This window comes from Pseudomonas sp. S3E12, assembly GCF_001702295.1.
GTDB classification, from domain to species: domain Bacteria; phylum Pseudomonadota; class Gammaproteobacteria; order Pseudomonadales; family Pseudomonadaceae; genus Aquipseudomonas; species Aquipseudomonas marginalis.
In genome coordinates this window covers 355,942-372,829 of sequence record NZ_MBDT01000022.1, presented here as the reverse complement: position 1 = coordinate 372,829, position 16,888 = coordinate 355,942, and the positions used below count along the sequence as shown (strand labels likewise).

Below are 16,888 nucleotides of genomic sequence, written 5' to 3'. Positions count from 1 at the left end.
AAACGGACTCGAAGTATACCTGCGGCCTCACCGATTGGCGCGGCCGCAAGCGTCTGCATCAGCCTTCCAAGGAGCCACCGGCGAGTGCGCACAGCTGGATCGGGTCGAGGATATGCACTTCCTTGCCTTCGGCGGCCAGCAGTTCGCTCTGCTGGAAGCGGGTAAACACACGGGATACGGTTTCCACCGCCAGGCCGAGGTAATTGCCGATTTCGTTGCGCGACATACTCAGGCGGAACTGGTTGGCCGAGAAACCACGGGCACGGAACCGCGCCGACAGGTTGACCAGGAAGGTGGCAATGCGCTCGTCGGCGGTTTTCTTCGACAACAGCAGCATCATCTGCTGGTCGTCACGAATCTCGCGGCTCATCACGCGCATCAACTGACGGCGCAGTTGTGGCAGTTGCAGAGCCAGTTCGTCCAGGCGCTCGAAGGGGATTTCGCACACCGACGTGGTTTCCAGGGCCTGGGCCGACACCGGGTGAATCTCGGTGTCCATGCCCGACAACCCGACCAGCTCGCTGGGCAGGTGGAAACCGGTGATCTGCTCTTCGCCGCTGTCGCTCAGGCTGAAGGTCTTCAGCGCACCCGAACGTACTGCATAGACGGAATCGAACTTGTCGCCCTGGCGAAACAGAAACTCGCCTTTCTTGAGCGGGCGACCGCGTTTAACGATTTCGTCCAGCGCATCCATGTCTTCCAGATTCAGCGAAAGTGGCAGGCAGAGGGGAGCCAGGCTGCAATCCTTGCAGTGAGCCTGGCTGTGAGCGCGCAGTTTGACTGGCTCGGACATTTCTTAAATCCTTGTGGGAAAACACACATAAGACGTAAGGGTACCGCACTGTGGGGGGGGAGGCCAGCGTGTACAAAAAAGCAGCAACGGTATAAAGCTTTATGTATCCAGGCCGATACAAAGTCACGACTCCCTGAGCTTGGAGGCTCACATCATGATTTCCCTGGGTGCCAATACCCCCGCCAGCACTACCCTGCAACCCCGGCCAGAGCCTAAGGACCTGGTGGCGGAAGCCAAGGTGGCCGCTGCGGCCAAGGCGCTCAGCGACGCCACCGCCGCGCCGCTCAGGGAAACCAAAGAGGCCGAGGGTGTGGTGGTGACCTTTTCCGGTGCCGCCTTGCTGGCCATCAGCGATGCGAAGAAATCCAACAGCGACATCGAGGACAGCGGCCTGCCGGATAACGTCCAGCAGGTGCTCAAGATGATCCGCAAGATCAAGGCACAGATCGCCGAAAAACAAGCTGAACTGCAAGCGGTGATGGCAGACAAGCGCCTCACCCCGGAAGAAGCCCGGATCAAGATCGGCAACCTGCAGAGCGCGCTCAGTGCGCTGCAGGCAAGCCTGGTCACCGCTCAAACCTCCCTGGCCAAAGCCATGAAAGGCCTGAGTGGCGACGATGCCCTCAAGGCCGCGTCGTTGTCGATGTAACTAGATCACCCGCGAAAACCGCTGCCGGTTCTGGTGCTCCAGGTACGCATCGAACACCATGCAGACCGAACGCACCAGCAGCCGTCCGGCGGGCAGCACGCGAATGCCTTGGGCATCCAGTTCGATCAGGCCGTCTTGCGCCATCGCCTCAAGTTGCGGCCAGACCTCGTCGAAATACCCGCGAAAATCAATGTTGAACGCCTGTTCGATCTGCTCGAAGGCCAGGCTGAACGTGCAGATCAACTGCTGGATCACTTCCCGACGTAACCGATCATCCGTGGTGCACAGCAAGCCACGGCTGGTGGCCAGTTGGGCGCTGGCCAGGGCGTTCTGATAGCCGTTCAGGTCACTGCTGTTCTGGCAGTACAGGTCGCCGATCTGGCTGATGGCTGATACGCCGAGGCCGATCAGGTCGCAATGGCCGTGGGTGGTGTAGCCCTGGAAGTTACGCTGCAGCGTGCCTTCTTCCTGGGCAATGGCGAGTTCGTCGTCCGGCAGGGCGAAGTGGTCCATGCCGATATAGCGGTAGCCGGCCTGGGTCAGTTGCTCGATGGTGGTCTGCAGCATCAGCAGCTTGGATTCCGGCGACGGCAGTTCCTCGCTGTTGATCCGTCGTTGGGGCATGAAGCGTTCCGGCAGATGCGCGTAGTTGAACACCGACAGGCGGTCCGGCTGCAGCTTGATCACTTCCTCCACGGTGCGCGCGAAGTTGATCGGCGTCTGCTTGGGCAGGCCGTAGATCAGGTCGATATTGATCGAGCGAAACTGCAGGGTGCGTGCGGCGTCGATCACCGCGCGGGTTTCTTCCAGGCTTTGCAGGCGGTTGACCGCGCGCTGCACGTCGGGGTCGAGGTCTTGCAGGCCGATGCTCACACGGTTGAAGCCCAGTTCACGCAGCAGGCCCATGGTCGCCCAGTCGGCTTCGCGCGGGTCGATCTCGATGCTGTAGTCGCCGGAGTCGTCGTCGAGCAGATTGAAGTGCTGGCGCAGGCTGCCCATGACCTGGCGCAGTTCGTCGTGGCTGAGAAAGGTCGGGGTGCCGCCGCCGAAGTGCAGTTGTTCAACCGACTGTTTCGGGTCGAGGTGGCAGGCCACCAACTGAATCTCCTGCTCCAGGCGTTGCAGGTAGGCCTGGGCGCGGCCGCGGTCCTTGGTGATCACCTTGTTGCACGCGCAGTAGTAGCAAATGTTCGCGCAGAATGGCACATGCACATACAGGGACAACGGTCGCGTGGCCTTGCGGCTTTCGCGCAGGGCGTGGAGCAGGTCGAAGGTGCCGACCTGGCTGTCGAATTGTACGGCGGTGGGGTAGGACGTGTAGCGCGGTCCCGCCAGGTCGTAGCGGTGAATCAGATGTGGGTCCCAACGAATGGCGTCGAGCATGCGGGCATTCCCCGGATAGGCTAGTGAGCCGAGTCTAGGGGTGTGGTTGGTAGGGCATCTTGATTTGCATCAACGGGGAGCGGCGCTATGCCACATAGCCTTTTAATGGCCCATCAGCCAGTGCTGGTGCGGACCTGGCAGTGTCCAGATACCGAAAATAATCACCAGCAGGCCACCGGCCATACGCACGCTGCGCTTGCGCAATAACGCGGTCACGCGTTCGGCCGCCAATCCGGTCGCCAGCAGTACCGGCCATGTGCCTAAGCCAAAAGCCAGCATCAGCAGCGCACTGTCCAGCGCATTGCCCTGGCTGGCGGCCCACAGCAGGGTGCTGTAGACCAGCCCGCACGGCAACCAGCCCCACAGCGCGCCCAGCAGCAGCGCGCGGGGCAGGCTGGACACCGGCAGCAAACGGTTGGCGACGGGCTGTATGTAGCGCCACAGGCCGCGCCCGAGGCTTTCGATGCGGGTGAGGCCGCTCCACCAACCGGCCAGGTACAGCCCCATGCAGATCAACAGCAACCCGGCGAGCACACGCATGAACAGGGCCGCCGGGCTGTTGGCCAGCGCCCAGCCGGCCAGGCCGATCAATAATCCGGCGCTGGCATAGCTGAGGATGCGCCCCAGGTTGTAGGCCAGTAGCAGGCGGAATCGGCGGCTGCGTTGTTCCTTGGGAATCGCCAGGGTCAGCGCGCCCATCAGCCCGCCGCACATACCCAGGCAATGTCCGCCGCCCAGCAGGCCGAGGATCAGCGCAGAAACCAGCAGCGGCGCCAGCTCAAGCATGGGGCGGGTCTTTGGGCACGGGCGGTTGCTCGGGGCCGTTGGCTTCGTCGACGGCCGCCAGGTGGTTGGGGTCCTGGTCGTCGAACAGCACGCTGTGGGCCGGGCCGTCGAGGTCGTCGTACTGGCCGCTGTCCACCGCCCAGAAGAAGATGTAGATGGCCACGCCCACTAACAGCAGCGCCGCCGGAATCATCACGTATAGAGCTGGCATCTGCACTCCATGCCCGCGCGGCTCAAGCCGGCAGCGGGCGGTTTACCAAAGGGGCGCTTGTGGCCTGCGCACTCGGCAGGCGAGTCAGGCGCAGGGCGTTGAGCACCACGGTCAACGAACTGAGGGACATGCCGATCGCTGCCCAGATCGGAGTGATCCAACCGAGGGCGGCAAACGGCAGCATAAGGCCATTGTACAGCCCGGCCCACAGCAGGTTTTCAATGATCACCCGACGGGTGCGTCGTGCCAGGGTAAAGGCCTGCACCAGCGCGTCGAGGCGGTTGGACAGCAGCACCGCATCGGCGCTGGTCTTGGCCAGGTCGGTGGCCGAGCCCATGGCCACGCTGATGTCGGCGGCGGCCAGCACCGGCACATCGTTGACGCCATCGCCGAGCATCAGCACCTTGCGGCCTTCCTTGTGCAACTGTTGCAGCACGTGGAGCTTGTCGTCGGGGCGCAGGCCGCCGTGGGCTTCATCGATGCCCAGTTCGGCGGCGACGCTGGCGACCATCGGCGAACTGTCCCCCGACAGCAGCAGCGTGCGCCAACCACGCGCCTTGCAGGCGGCCAGCAGGGCAGGGGCATCGCTGCGCAGGCGGTCGTCGAGGATGAACCAGGCCAGGGCTCCGTCGCCGTCGCCCAGCAGCAGCCATTGGCCGTCATCCTCCGGCGCGGCGGGAATCGGGCAACCACTGAGTGCACAAACAAAACCCGGCTGGCCGATGCGCAACTGGCGTGTGTCGACACGGCCTTCCAGGCCAAGGCCCGGGGAACTGAGCACCTCGTCGGCGGCCAGCGGCGCACGCCCGAAGGCGCGGGCAATCGGGTGTTCGGAGCGGTTTTCCAGGGCGGCGGCGAGGCCCAGGCATTCGTCGCTGTTCAGAGCGGCCAGGGGCCGGATCGCTTTCAACGCCAGGCGGCCTTCGGTGAGGGTGCCGGTCTTGTCGAAAATCACCGTGTCGATCTGGTTCAGGCCTTCAAGCACATGGCCACGGGTCAGCAATAGCCCGAGCTTGTGCAGGGTGCCGGTGGCGGCGGTGAGGGCGGTCGGCGTGGCCAGAGACAGCGCGCACGGACAGGTGGCCACCAGCATTGCCAGCACGATCCAGAACGCCCGCGATGAATCCAGCTCCCACCACAACAGACCGATCACCGCCGCGGCAATCAGCGAACACAACAGGAACCACTGCGCGGCGCGGTCGGCGATCTGCGCCAGGCGCGGCTTCTCGGCCTGGGCCCGCTCCAGCAGGCGCACGATGGCGGACAGGCGGGTCTCGTGGCCCAGGGCGCGCACTTCGACGGTCAACGCGCCTTCGACGTTCAACGTGCCGGCGGTGACGGCATCACCGGTTTGGCGCGGCAGCGGCAGGTATTCCCCGGTGAGCAGCGATTCATCGATGCTGGAGCGGCCGTCGAGGATCACCCCATCTGCCGGCAGAACCGCGCCCGGATGCACCAGCACGCGGTCGCCCAGTGCCAGTTCGCTCAAGAGAATACGTTCGCTCTGGCCGTCACCTTTGAGGCGCAGGCATGAGGCGGGCAGCAGGTTGACCAACTGCGCGGTGGCGGCGGCCGTGCGCTCCCGGGCACGGCGCTCCAGGTAGCGACCGGCCAGCAGGAACAGCGCAAACATGCCCACCGCATCGAAATACAACTCGCCCACGCCGGTGATCGCGGTCCAGATCCCGGCCAGGTAAGCCCCGCCAATGGCCAGGGACACCGACACGTCCATGGTCAGGTGACGTGTACGCACGTCGCGCATGGCGCCCTTGAAGAACGGCGCGCAGCTGTAGAACACGATGGGGGTGGTCAGAAACATCGCCACCCAGCGCAGGATCACATGCAGTTCGGGGCTCAGGTCGATATTGAATTCCGGCCAGGTGGCCATGGTCGCCATCATCGCCTGGAACCACAGCAGCCCGGCGACCCCCAACTGGCGCAGGGCCAGGCGGTTCTCGCTGGCCAGTTGCTCGGCCGCACGGTCGGCTTGATACGGGTGGGCGGCATAGCCGATATGGCGCAGTTCACTGAGCACCTGGCTCAATGGCAATTGTCCGTCGGCCCAGCGCACCTGCAGACGATGGTTGGACAGGTTCAGCCGCGCCTCGGCCACGGCGGGCAGGCTGCGCAGGTGTTTCTCGATCAACCAGCCACAGGCGGCGCAACTGATGCCTTCCATCAACAGGGTGGTTTCGGCGAGCTCGCCTTGATGATGTACGAAGGGTTTTTGCACGTCGGCGCGGTCATACAGCGCCAGTTCATCCACCAGTTGCACCGGCAGCGTCTCGGGGTTGGCCGAGGCTTCGCTGCGGTGCTGGTAATAGTTTTCCAGCCCACCGGCCACAATGGCTTCGGCCACGGCCTGGCAGCCGGGGCAGCACAGCTCGCGGCGCTCGCCGAGGATCACGGCGGTGAACCGACTGCCGGGCGGGACCGGCAGGGCGCAGTGGTAGCAGGGGGTTGGGCTGGTCATGGGCGCTGCTATTTTTTCAGGTCTTCAGCACCCAGCAACGGCTCATCACCCAGCAGCAAGTCCTTGTCGTGGCTGACTTCCTCTTCCTCGAACAGGCGCCAGGTCTTGTCGCCCTCCACACCCAGCAATTCCACGAAGCGGCGGCCTTCGACCTTGTCGGTGACCTGTCCGATGTAGCGGCCCGGTTCGCTGTCGCTGCGGGTCAGGTTGATCTTGCGATCCTTCTCCGGCTGGGTCGGGGAGATGAGGTTCAGCTCCAGGGTGTTCGGGTTGCTGTAGCCGGTGAGTTGCAGCTCGACTTCGCCGGTCAGCTCATCCAGGTGCAGCTTGGCGCGCAGTTGCAGGGTCTGGGCCAGCCGTTCGCGGTCCAGGGAGCGGTTGATGCCTTTGCCGGCCTCGTAGTAGTTGTCGTTGACCAGGTTGTCCGGGTTGTTCACCGCGATGGTCACCATGGACAAGGTCAAGGTCACCGAGCAGGCCAGGATCCCAATGATGATCCAGGGCCAGAGGTGCTTGTACCAGGGGCTTGCGGCAGTGGCTACGGGCATTGTTCAGTTCTCTCGTTATCGAACTTGTGGGCCGATGAATCGGCTCTTGGCTTCAACATGGACGCTGGCGTCATCGGCATCGGTGAGGATGAATTTCACCTCGTTGGTACTCGACGGCAGTTGCTCCGGCGCACTCGACAGCTCCACCGGCATGCTGACGATATCGCCCGCCGCCACTCTGATTTCACGTCGGCCTTGCAGCTTGAGGTCCGGCAGGCCGGCGGCGTCGAGCACGTAGGTGTGATCGCGCTGGTCTTTGTTCATGATCTTCAGGCTGTAGACGTTTTCGATACGCCCTTCGGCGTTTTCACGGTACAGCACGCGGTCCTTGCTCACGTCGAAGCCCACCAGCGAACGCATGAAGAACGCCCCGGCCAACAGGCTGATCATCGCCAGCAACACCAGGGCGTAACCGATCAGGCGTGGGCGCAACTTGTGGGTTTTCTGCCCCGACAGGTTGTGCTCGGTGGTGTAGCTGATCAGGCCGCGCGGGTACTCCATCTTGTCCATGATGGTGTCGCAGGCGTCGATACAGGCGGCGCAACCGATGCACTCGATTTGCAGGCCGTCGCGGATGTCGATACCGGTAGGGCATACCTGGACGCACATCGTACAGTCGATGCAGTCCCCCAGGCCCTGGGCCTTGTAGTCGGTGCCTTTTTTACGCGGGCCACGCACTTCGCCACGGCGTGGATCGTAGGAAACGATGAGAGTGTCCTTGTCGAACATCACGCTCTGGAAGCGTGCGTACGGGCACATGTAGATGCACACCTGTTCGCGCAGCCAGCCGGCGTTGCCATAGGTGGCGAGGGTGAAGAAGCCGACCCAGAAATACGACCAGCCGTCGGCCTGGCCGGTGAAGAAGTCGAACACCAGCTCGCGGATCGGCGAGAAGTAGCCGACGAAGGTCATGCCGGTGACAAAACCGATCAACAGCCACAGCGTGTGCTTGCTGAATTTGCGCAGGAACTTGTTGGCCCCCATGGGCGCCTTGTCCAGCTTGATGCGCTGGTTGCGGTCGCCTTCGGTGACCTTTTCGCACCACATGAAGATCCACGTCCACACGCTTTGCGGGCAGGTATACCCGCACCATACGCGGCCGGCGTACACCGTGATAAAGAACAGGCCAAACGCCGCGACGATCAGGATGCCCGACAGCAGGATGAAGTCCTGGGGCCAGAAGGTCGCGCCGAAAATAAAGAACTTACGTTCCGGCAGGTTCCACCACACCGCCTGGTGGCCGCCCCAGTTCAGCCACACCGTGCCGAAGTAGAGCAGGAACAGACCGGCGCCGCCGAGAATCCGCAGGTTGCGGAACAGGCCGGTGAAGGCGCGGGTGTAGATTTTTTCGCGCGAGGCGTACAGGTCGACAGTCTTGGTGTCAGCACTGCTGGCGTTTTTGGCAGGCGGGGTAACGTCATGTACCGGTATCTGGTTGCTCATCATTGCATCCCACGGCGGTGGAGATTTGCCTCGGCCAGTACGTGCCAACCGGGGTCAAATTAAGGGTCTTGCAGTGGCGTAATGATACGCCCCCGATGGTGCTCAAAGGGTGCGACCTTTGGTCGCGTTGGGGGAAATCAATTGATGGTGTACGTGACCTGGATCAATTGACTTGGGAAGTATGGACGGTTTTCGTGGAGGAAGCGGTCATTCGTCCCAAGGATTGATCAGTGGAACGCCACTGGATTTGAAGTCGCTGACGTTGCGCGTGACAACTGTGAGCCCATGCACCAGCGCGGTCGCGGCAATTAATGCGTCACGTTCATTGGCGCGGTCCGGCACATGCAAGTGTGCGCAACGCAACGCGACTGCAGCATCAACGGGCAGGATTCTGGCATCAAAGGCCGGCATCACATGACGCTTGAGCCAGGTTCGCAACACCTTCCCCTGAGCCGCGTCGCGCCGCTCAATGCACAAGACCCCGGTTTCCAATTCTTTCAGGGTGATTGCCGAAATAAACATACGCGGTGCGATGACACTTTTGGCCCAGGCGACCACGTTTGCATCAGCCTGGGGTTTACGCAGTTCAGAGATCACGTTGGTGTCGAGTAGATACATCAAGAGAGGTCCACGGGTCGATGAGTGATCACGGCACGTTCGGTTTCAAAGTCGATATCGGCCGCTTCCGGCATCACCAGCAGGTCAACGATGTTGGCATTGAGACCTGTCAGCTTTTGGTAGTCCTCAATGCTTAGCAGTACATGGGCAGGCTTGCCGCGATCGGTGATAAAAACCGGGCCTTGGCGAGCGGCTTTTTTGGCACCGCTTGTGTCTTGATTGAATTCGCGACTGGAAATGGTGGTGAAAGTCATGGTGCGCCTCCCCTGGAGCGGGTTGAATGTAGTTACGTTACTACTTCACCTTTGCCAGCCACAAGCTTAAAACTACAAGCGGTCAACGTGCTTTTCCCATGGGGTTGTCACGGCCTTGGAAATGAAAAAGCCCCGCCAGCTTTCGCTGGGCGGGGCTCTTTTGTTTCCGAGAGCCTTACTGCTCTTCGGCCTTCTTATCCCCATGGGACAAGCTGTAAACATACGCCGCGAGCAAGTGCACCTTGTCGTTGCCTTGCAGTTGCTCCTGAGCAGGCATCTGGCCCTGGCGGCCCCAACGGATGGTCTGCTGCAGTTGGGCGAAGCTCGAACCGTAGATGAATGCACCCGGGTGGGTCAGGTCCGGAGCGCCCATGGCGGGGGTGCCTTTGCCGGCCGGGCCGTGGCAGGCCACGCAGTTGGCGGCGAAGAGTTTCTCACCGTTGGCCACATCGGCTTTCACGCCTTCCGGCAGCTTGCGGCCGTCGAGGTTGGTGACGACGAACGCGGCAACGTCGCTGACGCCTTGCTCCTTGAGGATGTCCAGCCAGGCCGGCATGACGGCATGGCGGCCCTTCATGATGGTTTCCTTGATGGTGGCCGGTTCGCCCCCCCAGCGCCAATCGGCGTCGGTCAGGTTGGGGAAACCGTAGGCGCCCTTGGCGTCGGAGCCGTGGCACACCGAACAGTTGGAGGCGAACAGGCGCCCGCCCATCTTCAAGGCCTGCGGGTCCTTGGCGACATCTTCAATCGGCATCGACGCGAATTTGGCGAAGATCGGCCCGAACTTGGCGTCCGACCTGGCCATTTCCTTTTCCCATTCGTGCACGCCGGTCCAGCCGGTCTGGCCGTTGGCGAATGGGGTTTGCTTGTCGTTGTCGAGGTAGTTGTAGCCTGGCAGCAGGCCTTTCCAATTGCCCAGGCCGGGGTAGAGCACCAGGTAGCCAAGGGCGAAGACGATGGTGCCGACGAACAGCATGAACCACCACTTGGGCAGCGGGTTGTCGTACTCCTCGATGCCGTCGAACGAGTGGCCGACGGTCTCGTCGGTCTGCTCGGCGCGCTGGCCCTTGCGGGTCGACAGCAGCAGCCAGGTCAAGGCGAAGATGGTACCCAGGCTGAGGACTGTGACGTACAGACTCCAGAACGTAGTCATTCTTTGTTACTCCTAGAAGCTTGCTCGACGTGCTTGATGGCTTCGGGATCATCCGCAAAGGGCAACATGGTCGCGTCGTCAAACTCCGACTTGCGCCGGGGACTGAACACCCACAGCGCCAGGCCGATAAAGGCCACCATCACCACGACGGTGCCCAGGCCTCGAATCATCCCGATATCCATGAAGAATCACCGTTTGCTTTTGATGATGGTGCCCAGGCCTTGCAGGTAGGCCACCAATGCGTCCATTTCGGTCTTGCCCTTCACGGCTGCGGCTGCACCGGCGATGTCTTCGTCGGTGTAGGGCACGCCCAGGGTGCGCAGGACTTCCATCTTCTTCGCGGTGTCCTTGCCGTCGAGCTTGTTTTCCACGAGGAACGGATACGCCGGCATTTTCGACTCAGGCACCACGTTGCGCGGGTTGTACAAGTGCGCACGTTGCCAGTCATCGGAGTAACGCCCGCCGACACGGGCCAGGTCCGGGCCGGTGCGCTTGGACCCCCACAGGAACGGGTGGTCCCACACGCTTTCACCGGCGACCGAGTAGTGGCCGTAGCGTTCGGTTTCGGCACGGAACGGGCGGATCATCTGCGAGTGGCAGCCGACACAGCCGTTGGCGATGTAGACGTCGCGGCCTTCCAGCTCAAGGGCGGTGCGTGGCTTCATGCCTTCCACCGGCTTGTTGGTCACGTCCTGGAAGAACAGCGGAACGATCTGGGTCAGGCCGCCGATACTCACGGCGATGACCATGAAGAAGGCCAGCAGGCCGATATTCTTCTCGACTACTTCATGCTTCATCAGTGGGCTCCCACAACGGCGATCTTGGCGGCGGCTTCGGCTTCTGCCGGGTCCGAGGCACGCACGGTGCGCCAGACGTTGTAGGCCATTAACAGCATGCCGCTGGCGAAGAACGCACCCCCCAGGGCGCGGACGATGAAACCAGGGTGGCTGGCTTGCAGCGCTTCGACGAAGGAGTAGGTGAGGGTGCCGTCATCGTTGATCGCACGCCACATCAGGCCCTGGGTGATGCCGTTGACCCACATCGAGGCGATGTAGAGCACGGTGCCGATGGTGGCCAGCCAGAAGTGCGCGTTGATCAGCCCGACACTGTGCATCTGCACACGGCCGAACAGTTTGGGGATCATGTGGTACAGCGCGCCGATGGAGATCATCGCTACCCAGCCGAGGGCGCCGGCGTGTACGTGGCCGATGGTCCAGTCGGTGTAGTGGGACAGCGAGTTGACGGTCTTGATCGCCATCATCGGCCCTTCGAAGGTCGACATGCCGTAGAACGCCAGGGACACCACCAAAAAGCGCAGGATCGGGTCGGTGCGCAGCTTATGCCAGGCGCCCGACAGGGTCATCATGCCGTTGATCATGCCGCCCCAGCTCGGGGCCAGCAGGATGATCGACATCGCCATGCCGAGGGACTGGGCCCAGTCCGGCAACGCGGTGTAGTGCAGGTGGTGCGGGCCGGCCCAGATGTACAGGGTGATCAGTGCCCAGAAGTGCACGATGGACAGGCGATACGAGTAAATAGGCCGTTCGGCCTGTTTGGGCACGAAGTAGTACATCATCCCCAGGAAACCGGTGGTGAGGAAGAAACCTACGGCGTTGTGGCCGTACCACCACTGGATCATCGCATCCGTCGCCCCGGCGTAGGCCGAGTAGGACTTGAACAGGCTGACCGGCAACGAGGCGTGGTTGACGATATGCAGCATCGCCGTCACCAGGATGAAGGCCCCGTAGAACCAGTTGCCCACATAGATGTGCTTGGTCTTGCGCTTGACGATGGTGCCGAAGAACACCACTGCGTAGGTCACCCAGACGATGGCCAGCAGAATCGCGATCGGCCATTCCAGCTCGGCGTATTCCTTGGTGGTGGTGTAGCCCAGCGGCAAGGTGACGATGGCGCCGACGATGACCGCTTGCCAACCCCAGAAGGTGAAGGCCGCGAGGCTGTCGGAGATGAGTCGCGTCTGGCAGGTTCGCTGCACGACATAGTAGGAGGTGGCAAACAATGCACATCCGCCGAAGGCGAAGATCACCAGGTTGGTGTGCAGCGGGCGCAGGCGGCCGAAGGTTGTCCATGGCAGACCGAAATTCAATTCCGGCCACACCAGTTGCGAGGCGATGAACACCCCGAGCCCCATGCCAAGGATCCCCCAGACCACCGTCATGATGGCGAACTGGCGGACTACCTTATAGTTATAAGCAGTCGGACTGATTGCTGTGCTCATTCTAAGGTTCCACGGTTTAGGTTTTTTTATAGGTAAAATTCGGCCGCAAGTATGTAGAAAGCAAGGGGCCATTGCAACGCAAGGCTGACCTGTGTCAATGCGTTCCACGCCAGATTCTGCGCCCTTTCCATGTTTGGCGTAAGGATAAAATCCCAAATCGAAAGCTGATCGAGTGGACAGGAAATTTCGGGGGTCGCAACGACTGTCGTCGCGTACGCCAGGATCGGTCCGCTGTGCAAGCAAGCGTAGACCCGAATGGCAGGAGGGGAAAGGTGTGCTTTGGAAGGGTGCGACACTTGGTCGCGTAGCGCGGTAGAGCTGCCGCCCCAGATTGGGGCGGCAGTCAGGTGTTACTGGGCTGGGCTTTCTGGCGTTGCGCCATCAGCGTTATGGGACAGGCTGTAAACGTAGGCGGCGAGCAGGTGCACTTTGTCGTTGCCCTGCAGCACTTCCTGGGCAGGCATCTGGCCTTGGCGGCCGTGGCGAATGGTCTGCTGCAATTGCGCGAGGCTGGTGCCGTAGATGTAACCGGCGGGCAGGGTCAGGTTCGGCGCGCCCATGGCTTCCATGCCGTGGCCCTGCGGACCATGGCAGGCCACGCAGGTGGTGTTGAATGCGGCTTGCCCTGCGGCCAGGTCGGCGGTGCTGTCGGCCGGCAATGGCAACTTGGCCAGGTCGTGGCGCACATAGGCGGCGACGTTTTTCACGCCGTCGTCGCCGAGCATGTCACCCCAGGCCGGCATCGCCGCGTGGCGACCGTTCATGATGGTGGTCTTGATCGCTTCGGCCGAACCGCCCCAACGCCAGATGTTATCAGCCAGGTTGGGAAAGCCGAATGCGCCCTTGGCATCCGAGCCGTGGCACACCGCGCAGTTGGAGGCGAACAGACGGCCGCCCATTTTCAACGCTTGCGGGTCTTTCGCGACTTGTTCCACGGGCATGGCCGAGAATTTGGCGAAGATCGGTCCGAACTTGGTGTCGGCCTTGGCCATCTCCTTGTCCCACTCCTTGGCCGAGGTCCAGCCGTCTTCATAGCCCGGCAACACGCCTTTCCAGTTGCCCAGGCCCGGATAGAGGACCAGGTAGCCGACCGCAAACACCAGGGTGCCGGCGAACAACATGAACCACCACTGGGGCAGGGGGTTGTCGTATTCCTCGATACCGTCGAAGGCGTGGCCCATGGTCTGGTCGACACTGCCCTTGGTCTCGCCCTTGCGGGTACCGATCAACAGCCAGGTCAGGCCGATCAGGCTGCCGAGGGTCAGTACGCAGATCCATGTACTCCAAAAGGTAGTCATGGCCGGTTGCTCCTTGTTACAGGCTCTTCTTGAGCGTCGGTTGGAGAGGGTTCATCGGCGAAGGGCAGCAGGCGCGCCTGCTCGAATTCCGCATTGCGCCGGTTGTTGAACACCCACAGCGACAGGCCGATAAAGGCGATGGCGACCACCAGCGTGCCAAGGCCGCGGATGGTGCCCGCATCGAATTCAAATCCCATGGCTCACCTCTTGCTCTTGATGGCAGTGCCGAGTACTTGCAGGTACGAAACCAGCGCGTCCATTTCGGTCTTGCCCTTGAGGCTGGCCACGGCGCCACTGATGTCGTCGTCGGTGTACGGCACGCCGAGGGTGCGCATCACGTTCAACTTGGTCTCGGTGTGGCTGCTGTCGACCGCCGCCGTGACCAACCACGGGTAGGCCGGCATTTTCGACTCAGGCACGACGTTGCGCGGGTTGTACAAGTGCGCGCGGTGCCAGTCGTCCGAGTAGCGTGCGCCAACGCGTGCCAGGTCAGGCCCGGTGCGCTTGGAGCCCCACAGGAACGGGTGGTCCCACACGCTTTCACCGGCCACCGAGTAGTGGCCGTAGCGCTCGGTCTCGGCGCGGAACGGGCGGATCATCTGCGAGTGGCACTGTACGCAGCCTTCGCGGATGTAGATGTCGCGGCCTTCCAGTTGCAGCGCGGTGTAGGGCTTCATGCCTTCGACCGGCTTGTTGGTCACGTCCTGGAAGAACAGCGGGACGATCTGGGTCAGGCCGCCGATGCTCACGGCGAGCACCATGAGCAGCATCAGCAGGCCGACGTTCTTTTCAATCGTTTCGTGTTTCATCACTGACTCCTCAGGCCATCTGCGCGGCAGGGGCGGCTTCGACAGGTTGTGCCGAGCGCACGGTGCGCCATGTGTTGTAAGCCATCAGGAACATGCCGCTGAGGAACACCGCACCGCCCACCAGCCGCACGATGAAGCCTGGGTGGCTGGCCACCAGGGTTTCGACGAAGGAGTAGGTCAAGGTGCCGTCTTCGTTGATCGCACGCCACATCAGGCCCTGGGCGATGCCGTTGACCCACATCGAGGCGATGTAGAGCACGGTGCCGATGGTGGCCAGCCAGAAGTGCGCGTTGATCAGGCCGAGGCTGTACATCTGCTCGCGACCGAAGACTTTCGGGATCATGTGGTACAGCGCGCCGATGGAGATCATCGCTACCCAGCCGAGGGCGCCGGCGTGTACGTGGCCGATGGTCCAGTCGGTGTAGTGGGAGAGGGCGTTGACGGTCTTGATCGCCATCATCGGACCTTCGAACGTCGACATGCCGTAGAACGCCAGGGACACCACCAGGAAACGCAGGATCGGGTCGCTGCGCAACTTATGCCAGGCACCCGACAAGGTCATCATGCCGTTGATCATGCCGCCCCAGCTCGGTGCCAGCAGTACCAGCGACATCACCATGCCCAGGGACTGTGCCCAGTCCGGCAGCGCGGTGTAGTGCAGGTGGTGCGGGCCGGCCCAGATGTACAGGGTGATCAGCGCCCAGAAGTGCACGATGGACAGGCGATAGGAATACACCGGGCGCTCGGCCTGTTTCGGCACGAAGTAGTACATCATCCCGAGGAAACCGGCGGTGAGGAAAAAGCCTACCGCGTTATGCCCATACCACCACTGCACCATGGCATCCGTCGCACCGCCATACAGCGAGTAGGACTTGGTCAGGCTGACCGGGATTTCCAGGTTGTTGACGATGTGCAGGATCGCCACGGTGATGATGAACGCACCGAAGAACCAGTTACCGACGTAGATGTGCTTGGTGTTGCGCTTCATCACCGTGCCGAAGAACACGATGGCGTAGGCCACCCAGACGATGGTGATCAGGATGTCGATCGGCCATTCCAGCTCGGCGTATTCCTTGGAGCTGGTGTAGCCCAGGGGCAAGCTGATCGCGGCCAGGAGGATGACAAGTTGCCAGCCCCAGAAGCAGAACGCGGCGATTTTCGGCGCGAACAGCTGCGTTTGACAGGTACGCTGCACCGAGTAGAAGGAGCTGGCGAACAGCGCACAGCCACCGAACGCGAAGATCACCGCGTTGGTGTGCAATGGGCGCAGGCGGCCGAAGCTGGTCCAGGGCAAGTCGAAGTTGAGCGCGGGCCAAACCAATTGGGCGGCGAGAAAAACCCCGAGCCCCATGCCGACGATGCCCCACACCACCGTCATAATGGCGAATTGGCGGACCACCTTGTAGTTATAGGCGGTACTTAAAGTAGTGTTCATGGTTCCCCATCCACGGTTCAACCCAAGCAAATGCGGCACTTGGGCTGGAGTTATAGGCAGACTGAATAGCGAGGCAAGCATGGGCAAAGAGCACAAGGCCAGTATTGACGGGGATCAATGGGCGCAGTGTGTGCGGGAACACGGGTGGCTTTGGGATGTCGCGTCGGGCCGTGCTTCGAGTGATTGCGTGACGTTGATCCTGGCCCATGGCGCCGGCGCACCGATGGACTCATCCTTCATGAACGACATGGCTGCACGCCTTGCCGGGCATGGCGTCAACGTGTTGCGCTTCGAGTTTCCCTATATGGCCCAGCGCCGGGTGGACGGCGGCAAACGCCCACCCAACCCGGCGCCAAGACTGTTGGAAGCCTGGCGCGGGGTGTATGCCGAGGTGCGACGTCATGTCGCTGGGAAACTGGCCATTGGCGGCAAGTCCATGGGCGGGCGCATGGCGAGTCTGTTGGCGGACGAATTGGCCGCCGACGGGCTGGTGTGCCTGGGGTATCCGTTCTATGCGGTGGGCAAACCGGAGAAACCACGGGTCGAGCATTTGGCCGGGCTGAGCACGCCGACGCTGATCGTGCAGGGCGAACGGGATGCCCTCGGCAATCGGGGGGCGGTGGAGGGCTATGATTTGTCGCCGAGCATCGAGGTGATGTGGCTGGTGGCGGGGGATCACGACTTGAAGCCGTTGAAGGCTTCGGGGTTTACGCATGAGCAGCATTTGGAGGCTGCGGCCGTGCAGGTGGCTGAGTTTCTCAGCGCCTGTTAGGGCCAATCGGGAGCAAGCCCCCTC

Annotated in this window: 19 protein-coding genes; 2 read left to right on the top strand and 17 right to left on the bottom strand. The window is 62.1% G+C overall.

The annotated features are described in order from the left end of the window. Positions 1 to 58 precede the first annotated feature (58 nt). The gene (gene fnr / locus BB029_RS21090) at positions 59 to 793 is read right to left on the bottom strand and encodes a fumarate/nitrate reduction transcriptional regulator Fnr (RefSeq protein ID WP_027603722.1); all 735 of its coding nucleotides are present in this window, start codon (positions 791 to 793) and stop codon (positions 59 to 61) included. 154 nt (positions 794 to 947) lie between these two features. Between fnr and BB029_RS21085 the strand changes: the two genes are divergently transcribed. After that, positions 948 to 1,442 (top strand): hypothetical protein, encoded by a 495-nt coding sequence (locus tag BB029_RS21085; protein WP_065940652.1) that lies wholly within the window; start codon positions 948 to 950, stop codon positions 1,440 to 1,442. On the opposite strand, the gene hemN is transcribed toward BB029_RS21085, so the two are convergent. The 16 genes from hemN to ccoN (BB029_RS21005) all read right to left on the bottom strand — a co-directional run bounded on the left by hemN (position 1,443) and on the right by ccoN (BB029_RS21005) (position 16,092). Next, positions 1,443 to 2,825: an oxygen-independent coproporphyrinogen III oxidase gene (gene hemN / locus BB029_RS21080; protein WP_065940651.1), complete on the bottom strand. Its 1,383-nt coding sequence runs from the start codon at positions 2,823 to 2,825 to the stop codon at positions 1,443 to 1,445. A gap of 102 nt (positions 2,826 to 2,927) precedes the next feature. Further along, positions 2,928 to 3,611 carry a sulfite exporter TauE/SafE family protein gene (locus tag BB029_RS21075; RefSeq protein ID WP_065940650.1) on the bottom strand — a complete coding sequence of 228 codons (684 nt, stop codon included), beginning with the start codon at positions 3,609 to 3,611 and terminating at the stop codon, positions 2,928 to 2,930. Further along, positions 3,604 to 3,822 (bottom strand): cbb3-type cytochrome oxidase assembly protein CcoS, encoded by a 219-nt coding sequence (gene ccoS, locus BB029_RS21070; RefSeq protein ID WP_027603726.1) that lies wholly within the window; start codon positions 3,820 to 3,822, stop codon positions 3,604 to 3,606. The genes BB029_RS21075 and ccoS overlap by 8 nt, the downstream gene beginning before the upstream one ends. Positions 3,823 to 3,844: 22 nt before the next feature. Next, complete coding sequence (locus BB029_RS21065) at positions 3,845 to 6,295, bottom strand: heavy metal translocating P-type ATPase (protein WP_065940649.1); 2,451 nt, start codon at positions 6,293 to 6,295, stop codon at positions 3,845 to 3,847. Positions 6,296 to 6,303: 8 nt separating this feature from the next. Beyond that, positions 6,304 to 6,843 carry a FixH family protein gene (locus BB029_RS21060; protein ID WP_065940648.1) on the bottom strand — a complete coding sequence of 180 codons (540 nt, stop codon included), beginning with the start codon at positions 6,841 to 6,843 and terminating at the stop codon, positions 6,304 to 6,306. A 15-nt stretch (positions 6,844 to 6,858) separates the two neighbouring features. Beyond that, positions 6,859 to 8,286, bottom strand: coding sequence for a cytochrome c oxidase accessory protein CcoG (ccoG, locus tag BB029_RS21055; protein WP_065940647.1), 1,428 nt, complete (start codon positions 8,284 to 8,286; stop codon positions 6,859 to 6,861). Positions 8,287 to 8,493: 207 nt separating this feature from the next. After that, entirely contained in the window at positions 8,494 to 8,904 is a 411-nt protein-coding gene (locus tag BB029_RS21050) for a type II toxin-antitoxin system VapC family toxin (protein WP_065940646.1), read from the bottom strand. Next, positions 8,904 to 9,158 carry a type II toxin-antitoxin system Phd/YefM family antitoxin gene (locus tag BB029_RS21045; RefSeq protein WP_027603731.1) on the bottom strand — a complete coding sequence of 85 codons (255 nt, stop codon included), beginning with the start codon at positions 9,156 to 9,158 and terminating at the stop codon, positions 8,904 to 8,906. The genes BB029_RS21050 and BB029_RS21045 overlap by 1 nt, the downstream gene beginning before the upstream one ends. Positions 9,159 to 9,333: 175 nt before the next feature. Then, positions 9,334 to 10,311 (bottom strand): cytochrome-c oxidase, cbb3-type subunit III, encoded by a 978-nt coding sequence (ccoP, locus tag BB029_RS21040; protein ID WP_027603732.1) that lies wholly within the window; start codon positions 10,309 to 10,311, stop codon positions 9,334 to 9,336. Next, on the bottom strand, positions 10,308 to 10,493 hold the full coding sequence (locus BB029_RS21035) for a CcoQ/FixQ family Cbb3-type cytochrome c oxidase assembly chaperone (RefSeq protein ID WP_003193169.1): 186 nt from the start codon (positions 10,491 to 10,493) through the stop codon (positions 10,308 to 10,310). Before BB029_RS21035 ends, ccoP (BB029_RS21040) begins: the two co-directional genes overlap by 4 nt. A 6-nt stretch (positions 10,494 to 10,499) precedes the next feature. Further along, positions 10,500 to 11,108: a cytochrome-c oxidase, cbb3-type subunit II gene (ccoO, locus tag BB029_RS21030; protein ID WP_003193167.1), complete on the bottom strand. Its 609-nt coding sequence runs from the start codon at positions 11,106 to 11,108 to the stop codon at positions 10,500 to 10,502. Then, a complete protein-coding gene (gene ccoN / locus BB029_RS21025; protein ID WP_027603733.1) occupies positions 11,108 to 12,550 on the bottom strand; it encodes a cytochrome-c oxidase, cbb3-type subunit I in 1,443 nt (480 codons plus the stop codon). The genes ccoO (BB029_RS21030) and ccoN (BB029_RS21025) overlap by 1 nt, the downstream gene beginning before the upstream one ends. Positions 12,551 to 12,900: 350 nt before the next feature. After that, entirely contained in the window at positions 12,901 to 13,848 is a 948-nt protein-coding gene (ccoP, locus tag BB029_RS21020; RefSeq protein ID WP_065940645.1) for a cytochrome-c oxidase, cbb3-type subunit III, read from the bottom strand. Continuing rightward, the gene (locus BB029_RS21015) at positions 13,845 to 14,045 is read right to left on the bottom strand and encodes a cbb3-type cytochrome c oxidase subunit 3 (protein ID WP_027603735.1); all 201 of its coding nucleotides are present in this window, start codon (positions 14,043 to 14,045) and stop codon (positions 13,845 to 13,847) included. Before BB029_RS21015 ends, ccoP (BB029_RS21020) begins: the two co-directional genes overlap by 4 nt. A 3-nt stretch (positions 14,046 to 14,048) precedes the next feature. After that, positions 14,049 to 14,657 carry a cytochrome-c oxidase, cbb3-type subunit II gene (gene ccoO / locus BB029_RS21010; protein WP_065873836.1) on the bottom strand — a complete coding sequence of 203 codons (609 nt, stop codon included), beginning with the start codon at positions 14,655 to 14,657 and terminating at the stop codon, positions 14,049 to 14,051. 10 nt (positions 14,658 to 14,667) lie between these two features. Beyond that, entirely contained in the window at positions 14,668 to 16,092 is a 1,425-nt protein-coding gene (ccoN, locus tag BB029_RS21005; RefSeq protein WP_065940644.1) for a cytochrome-c oxidase, cbb3-type subunit I, read from the bottom strand. Positions 16,093 to 16,171: 79 nt separating this feature from the next. Here ccoN (BB029_RS21005) and BB029_RS21000 point away from each other — a divergent pair, with 79 nt between their 5' ends. Then, positions 16,172 to 16,864, top strand: coding sequence for an alpha/beta family hydrolase (locus tag BB029_RS21000; RefSeq protein ID WP_065940643.1), 693 nt, complete (start codon positions 16,172 to 16,174; stop codon positions 16,862 to 16,864). The last annotated feature ends 24 nt before the right edge of the window (positions 16,865 to 16,888 follow it).

Bases quoted from the DNA above. Each gene is read 5' to 3' on its own strand.
- ccoN (WP_065940644.1), bottom strand. From the start codon at position 16,092: ATGAACACTACTTTAAGTACCGCCTATAACTACAAGGTGGTCCGCCAA.
- BB029_RS21075 (WP_065940650.1), bottom strand. From the start codon at position 3,611: ATGCTTGAGCTGGCGCCGCTGCTGGTTTCTGCGCTGATCCTCGGCCTG.
- BB029_RS21015 (WP_027603735.1), bottom strand. From the start codon at position 14,045: ATGGGATTTGAATTCGATGCGGGCACCATCCGCGGCCTTGGCACGCTG.
- ccoN (WP_027603733.1), bottom strand. From the start codon at position 12,550: ATGAGCACAGCAATCAGTCCGACTGCTTATAACTATAAGGTAGTCCGC.
- BB029_RS21065 (WP_065940649.1), bottom strand. From the start codon at position 6,295: ATGACCAGCCCAACCCCCTGCTACCACTGCGCCCTGCCGGTCCCGCCC.
- fnr (WP_027603722.1), bottom strand. From the start codon at position 793: ATGTCCGAGCCAGTCAAACTGCGCGCTCACAGCCAGGCTCACTGCAAG.
- BB029_RS21045 (WP_027603731.1), bottom strand. From the start codon at position 9,158: ATGACTTTCACCACCATTTCCAGTCGCGAATTCAATCAAGACACAAGC.
- ccoP (WP_027603732.1), bottom strand. From the start codon at position 10,311: ATGACTACGTTCTGGAGTCTGTACGTCACAGTCCTCAGCCTGGGTACC.
- BB029_RS21000 (WP_065940643.1), top strand. From the start codon at position 16,172: ATGGGCAAAGAGCACAAGGCCAGTATTGACGGGGATCAATGGGCGCAG.
- BB029_RS21060 (WP_065940648.1), bottom strand. From the start codon at position 6,843: ATGCCCGTAGCCACTGCCGCAAGCCCCTGGTACAAGCACCTCTGGCCC.
- BB029_RS21085 (WP_065940652.1), top strand. From the start codon at position 948: ATGATTTCCCTGGGTGCCAATACCCCCGCCAGCACTACCCTGCAACCC.
- ccoS (WP_027603726.1), bottom strand. From the start codon at position 3,822: ATGCCAGCTCTATACGTGATGATTCCGGCGGCGCTGCTGTTAGTGGGC.
- hemN (WP_065940651.1), bottom strand. From the start codon at position 2,825: ATGCTCGACGCCATTCGTTGGGACCCACATCTGATTCACCGCTACGAC.
- BB029_RS21035 (WP_003193169.1), bottom strand. From the start codon at position 10,493: ATGGATATCGGGATGATTCGAGGCCTGGGCACCGTCGTGGTGATGGTG.
- ccoP (WP_065940645.1), bottom strand. From the start codon at position 13,848: ATGACTACCTTTTGGAGTACATGGATCTGCGTACTGACCCTCGGCAGC.
- ccoO (WP_065873836.1), bottom strand. From the start codon at position 14,657: ATGAAACACGAAACGATTGAAAAGAACGTCGGCCTGCTGATGCTGCTC.
- ccoO (WP_003193167.1), bottom strand. From the start codon at position 11,108: ATGAAGCATGAAGTAGTCGAGAAGAATATCGGCCTGCTGGCCTTCTTC.
- ccoG (WP_065940647.1), bottom strand. From the start codon at position 8,286: ATGAGCAACCAGATACCGGTACATGACGTTACCCCGCCTGCCAAAAAC.
- BB029_RS21050 (WP_065940646.1), bottom strand. From the start codon at position 8,904: ATGTATCTACTCGACACCAACGTGATCTCTGAACTGCGTAAACCCCAG.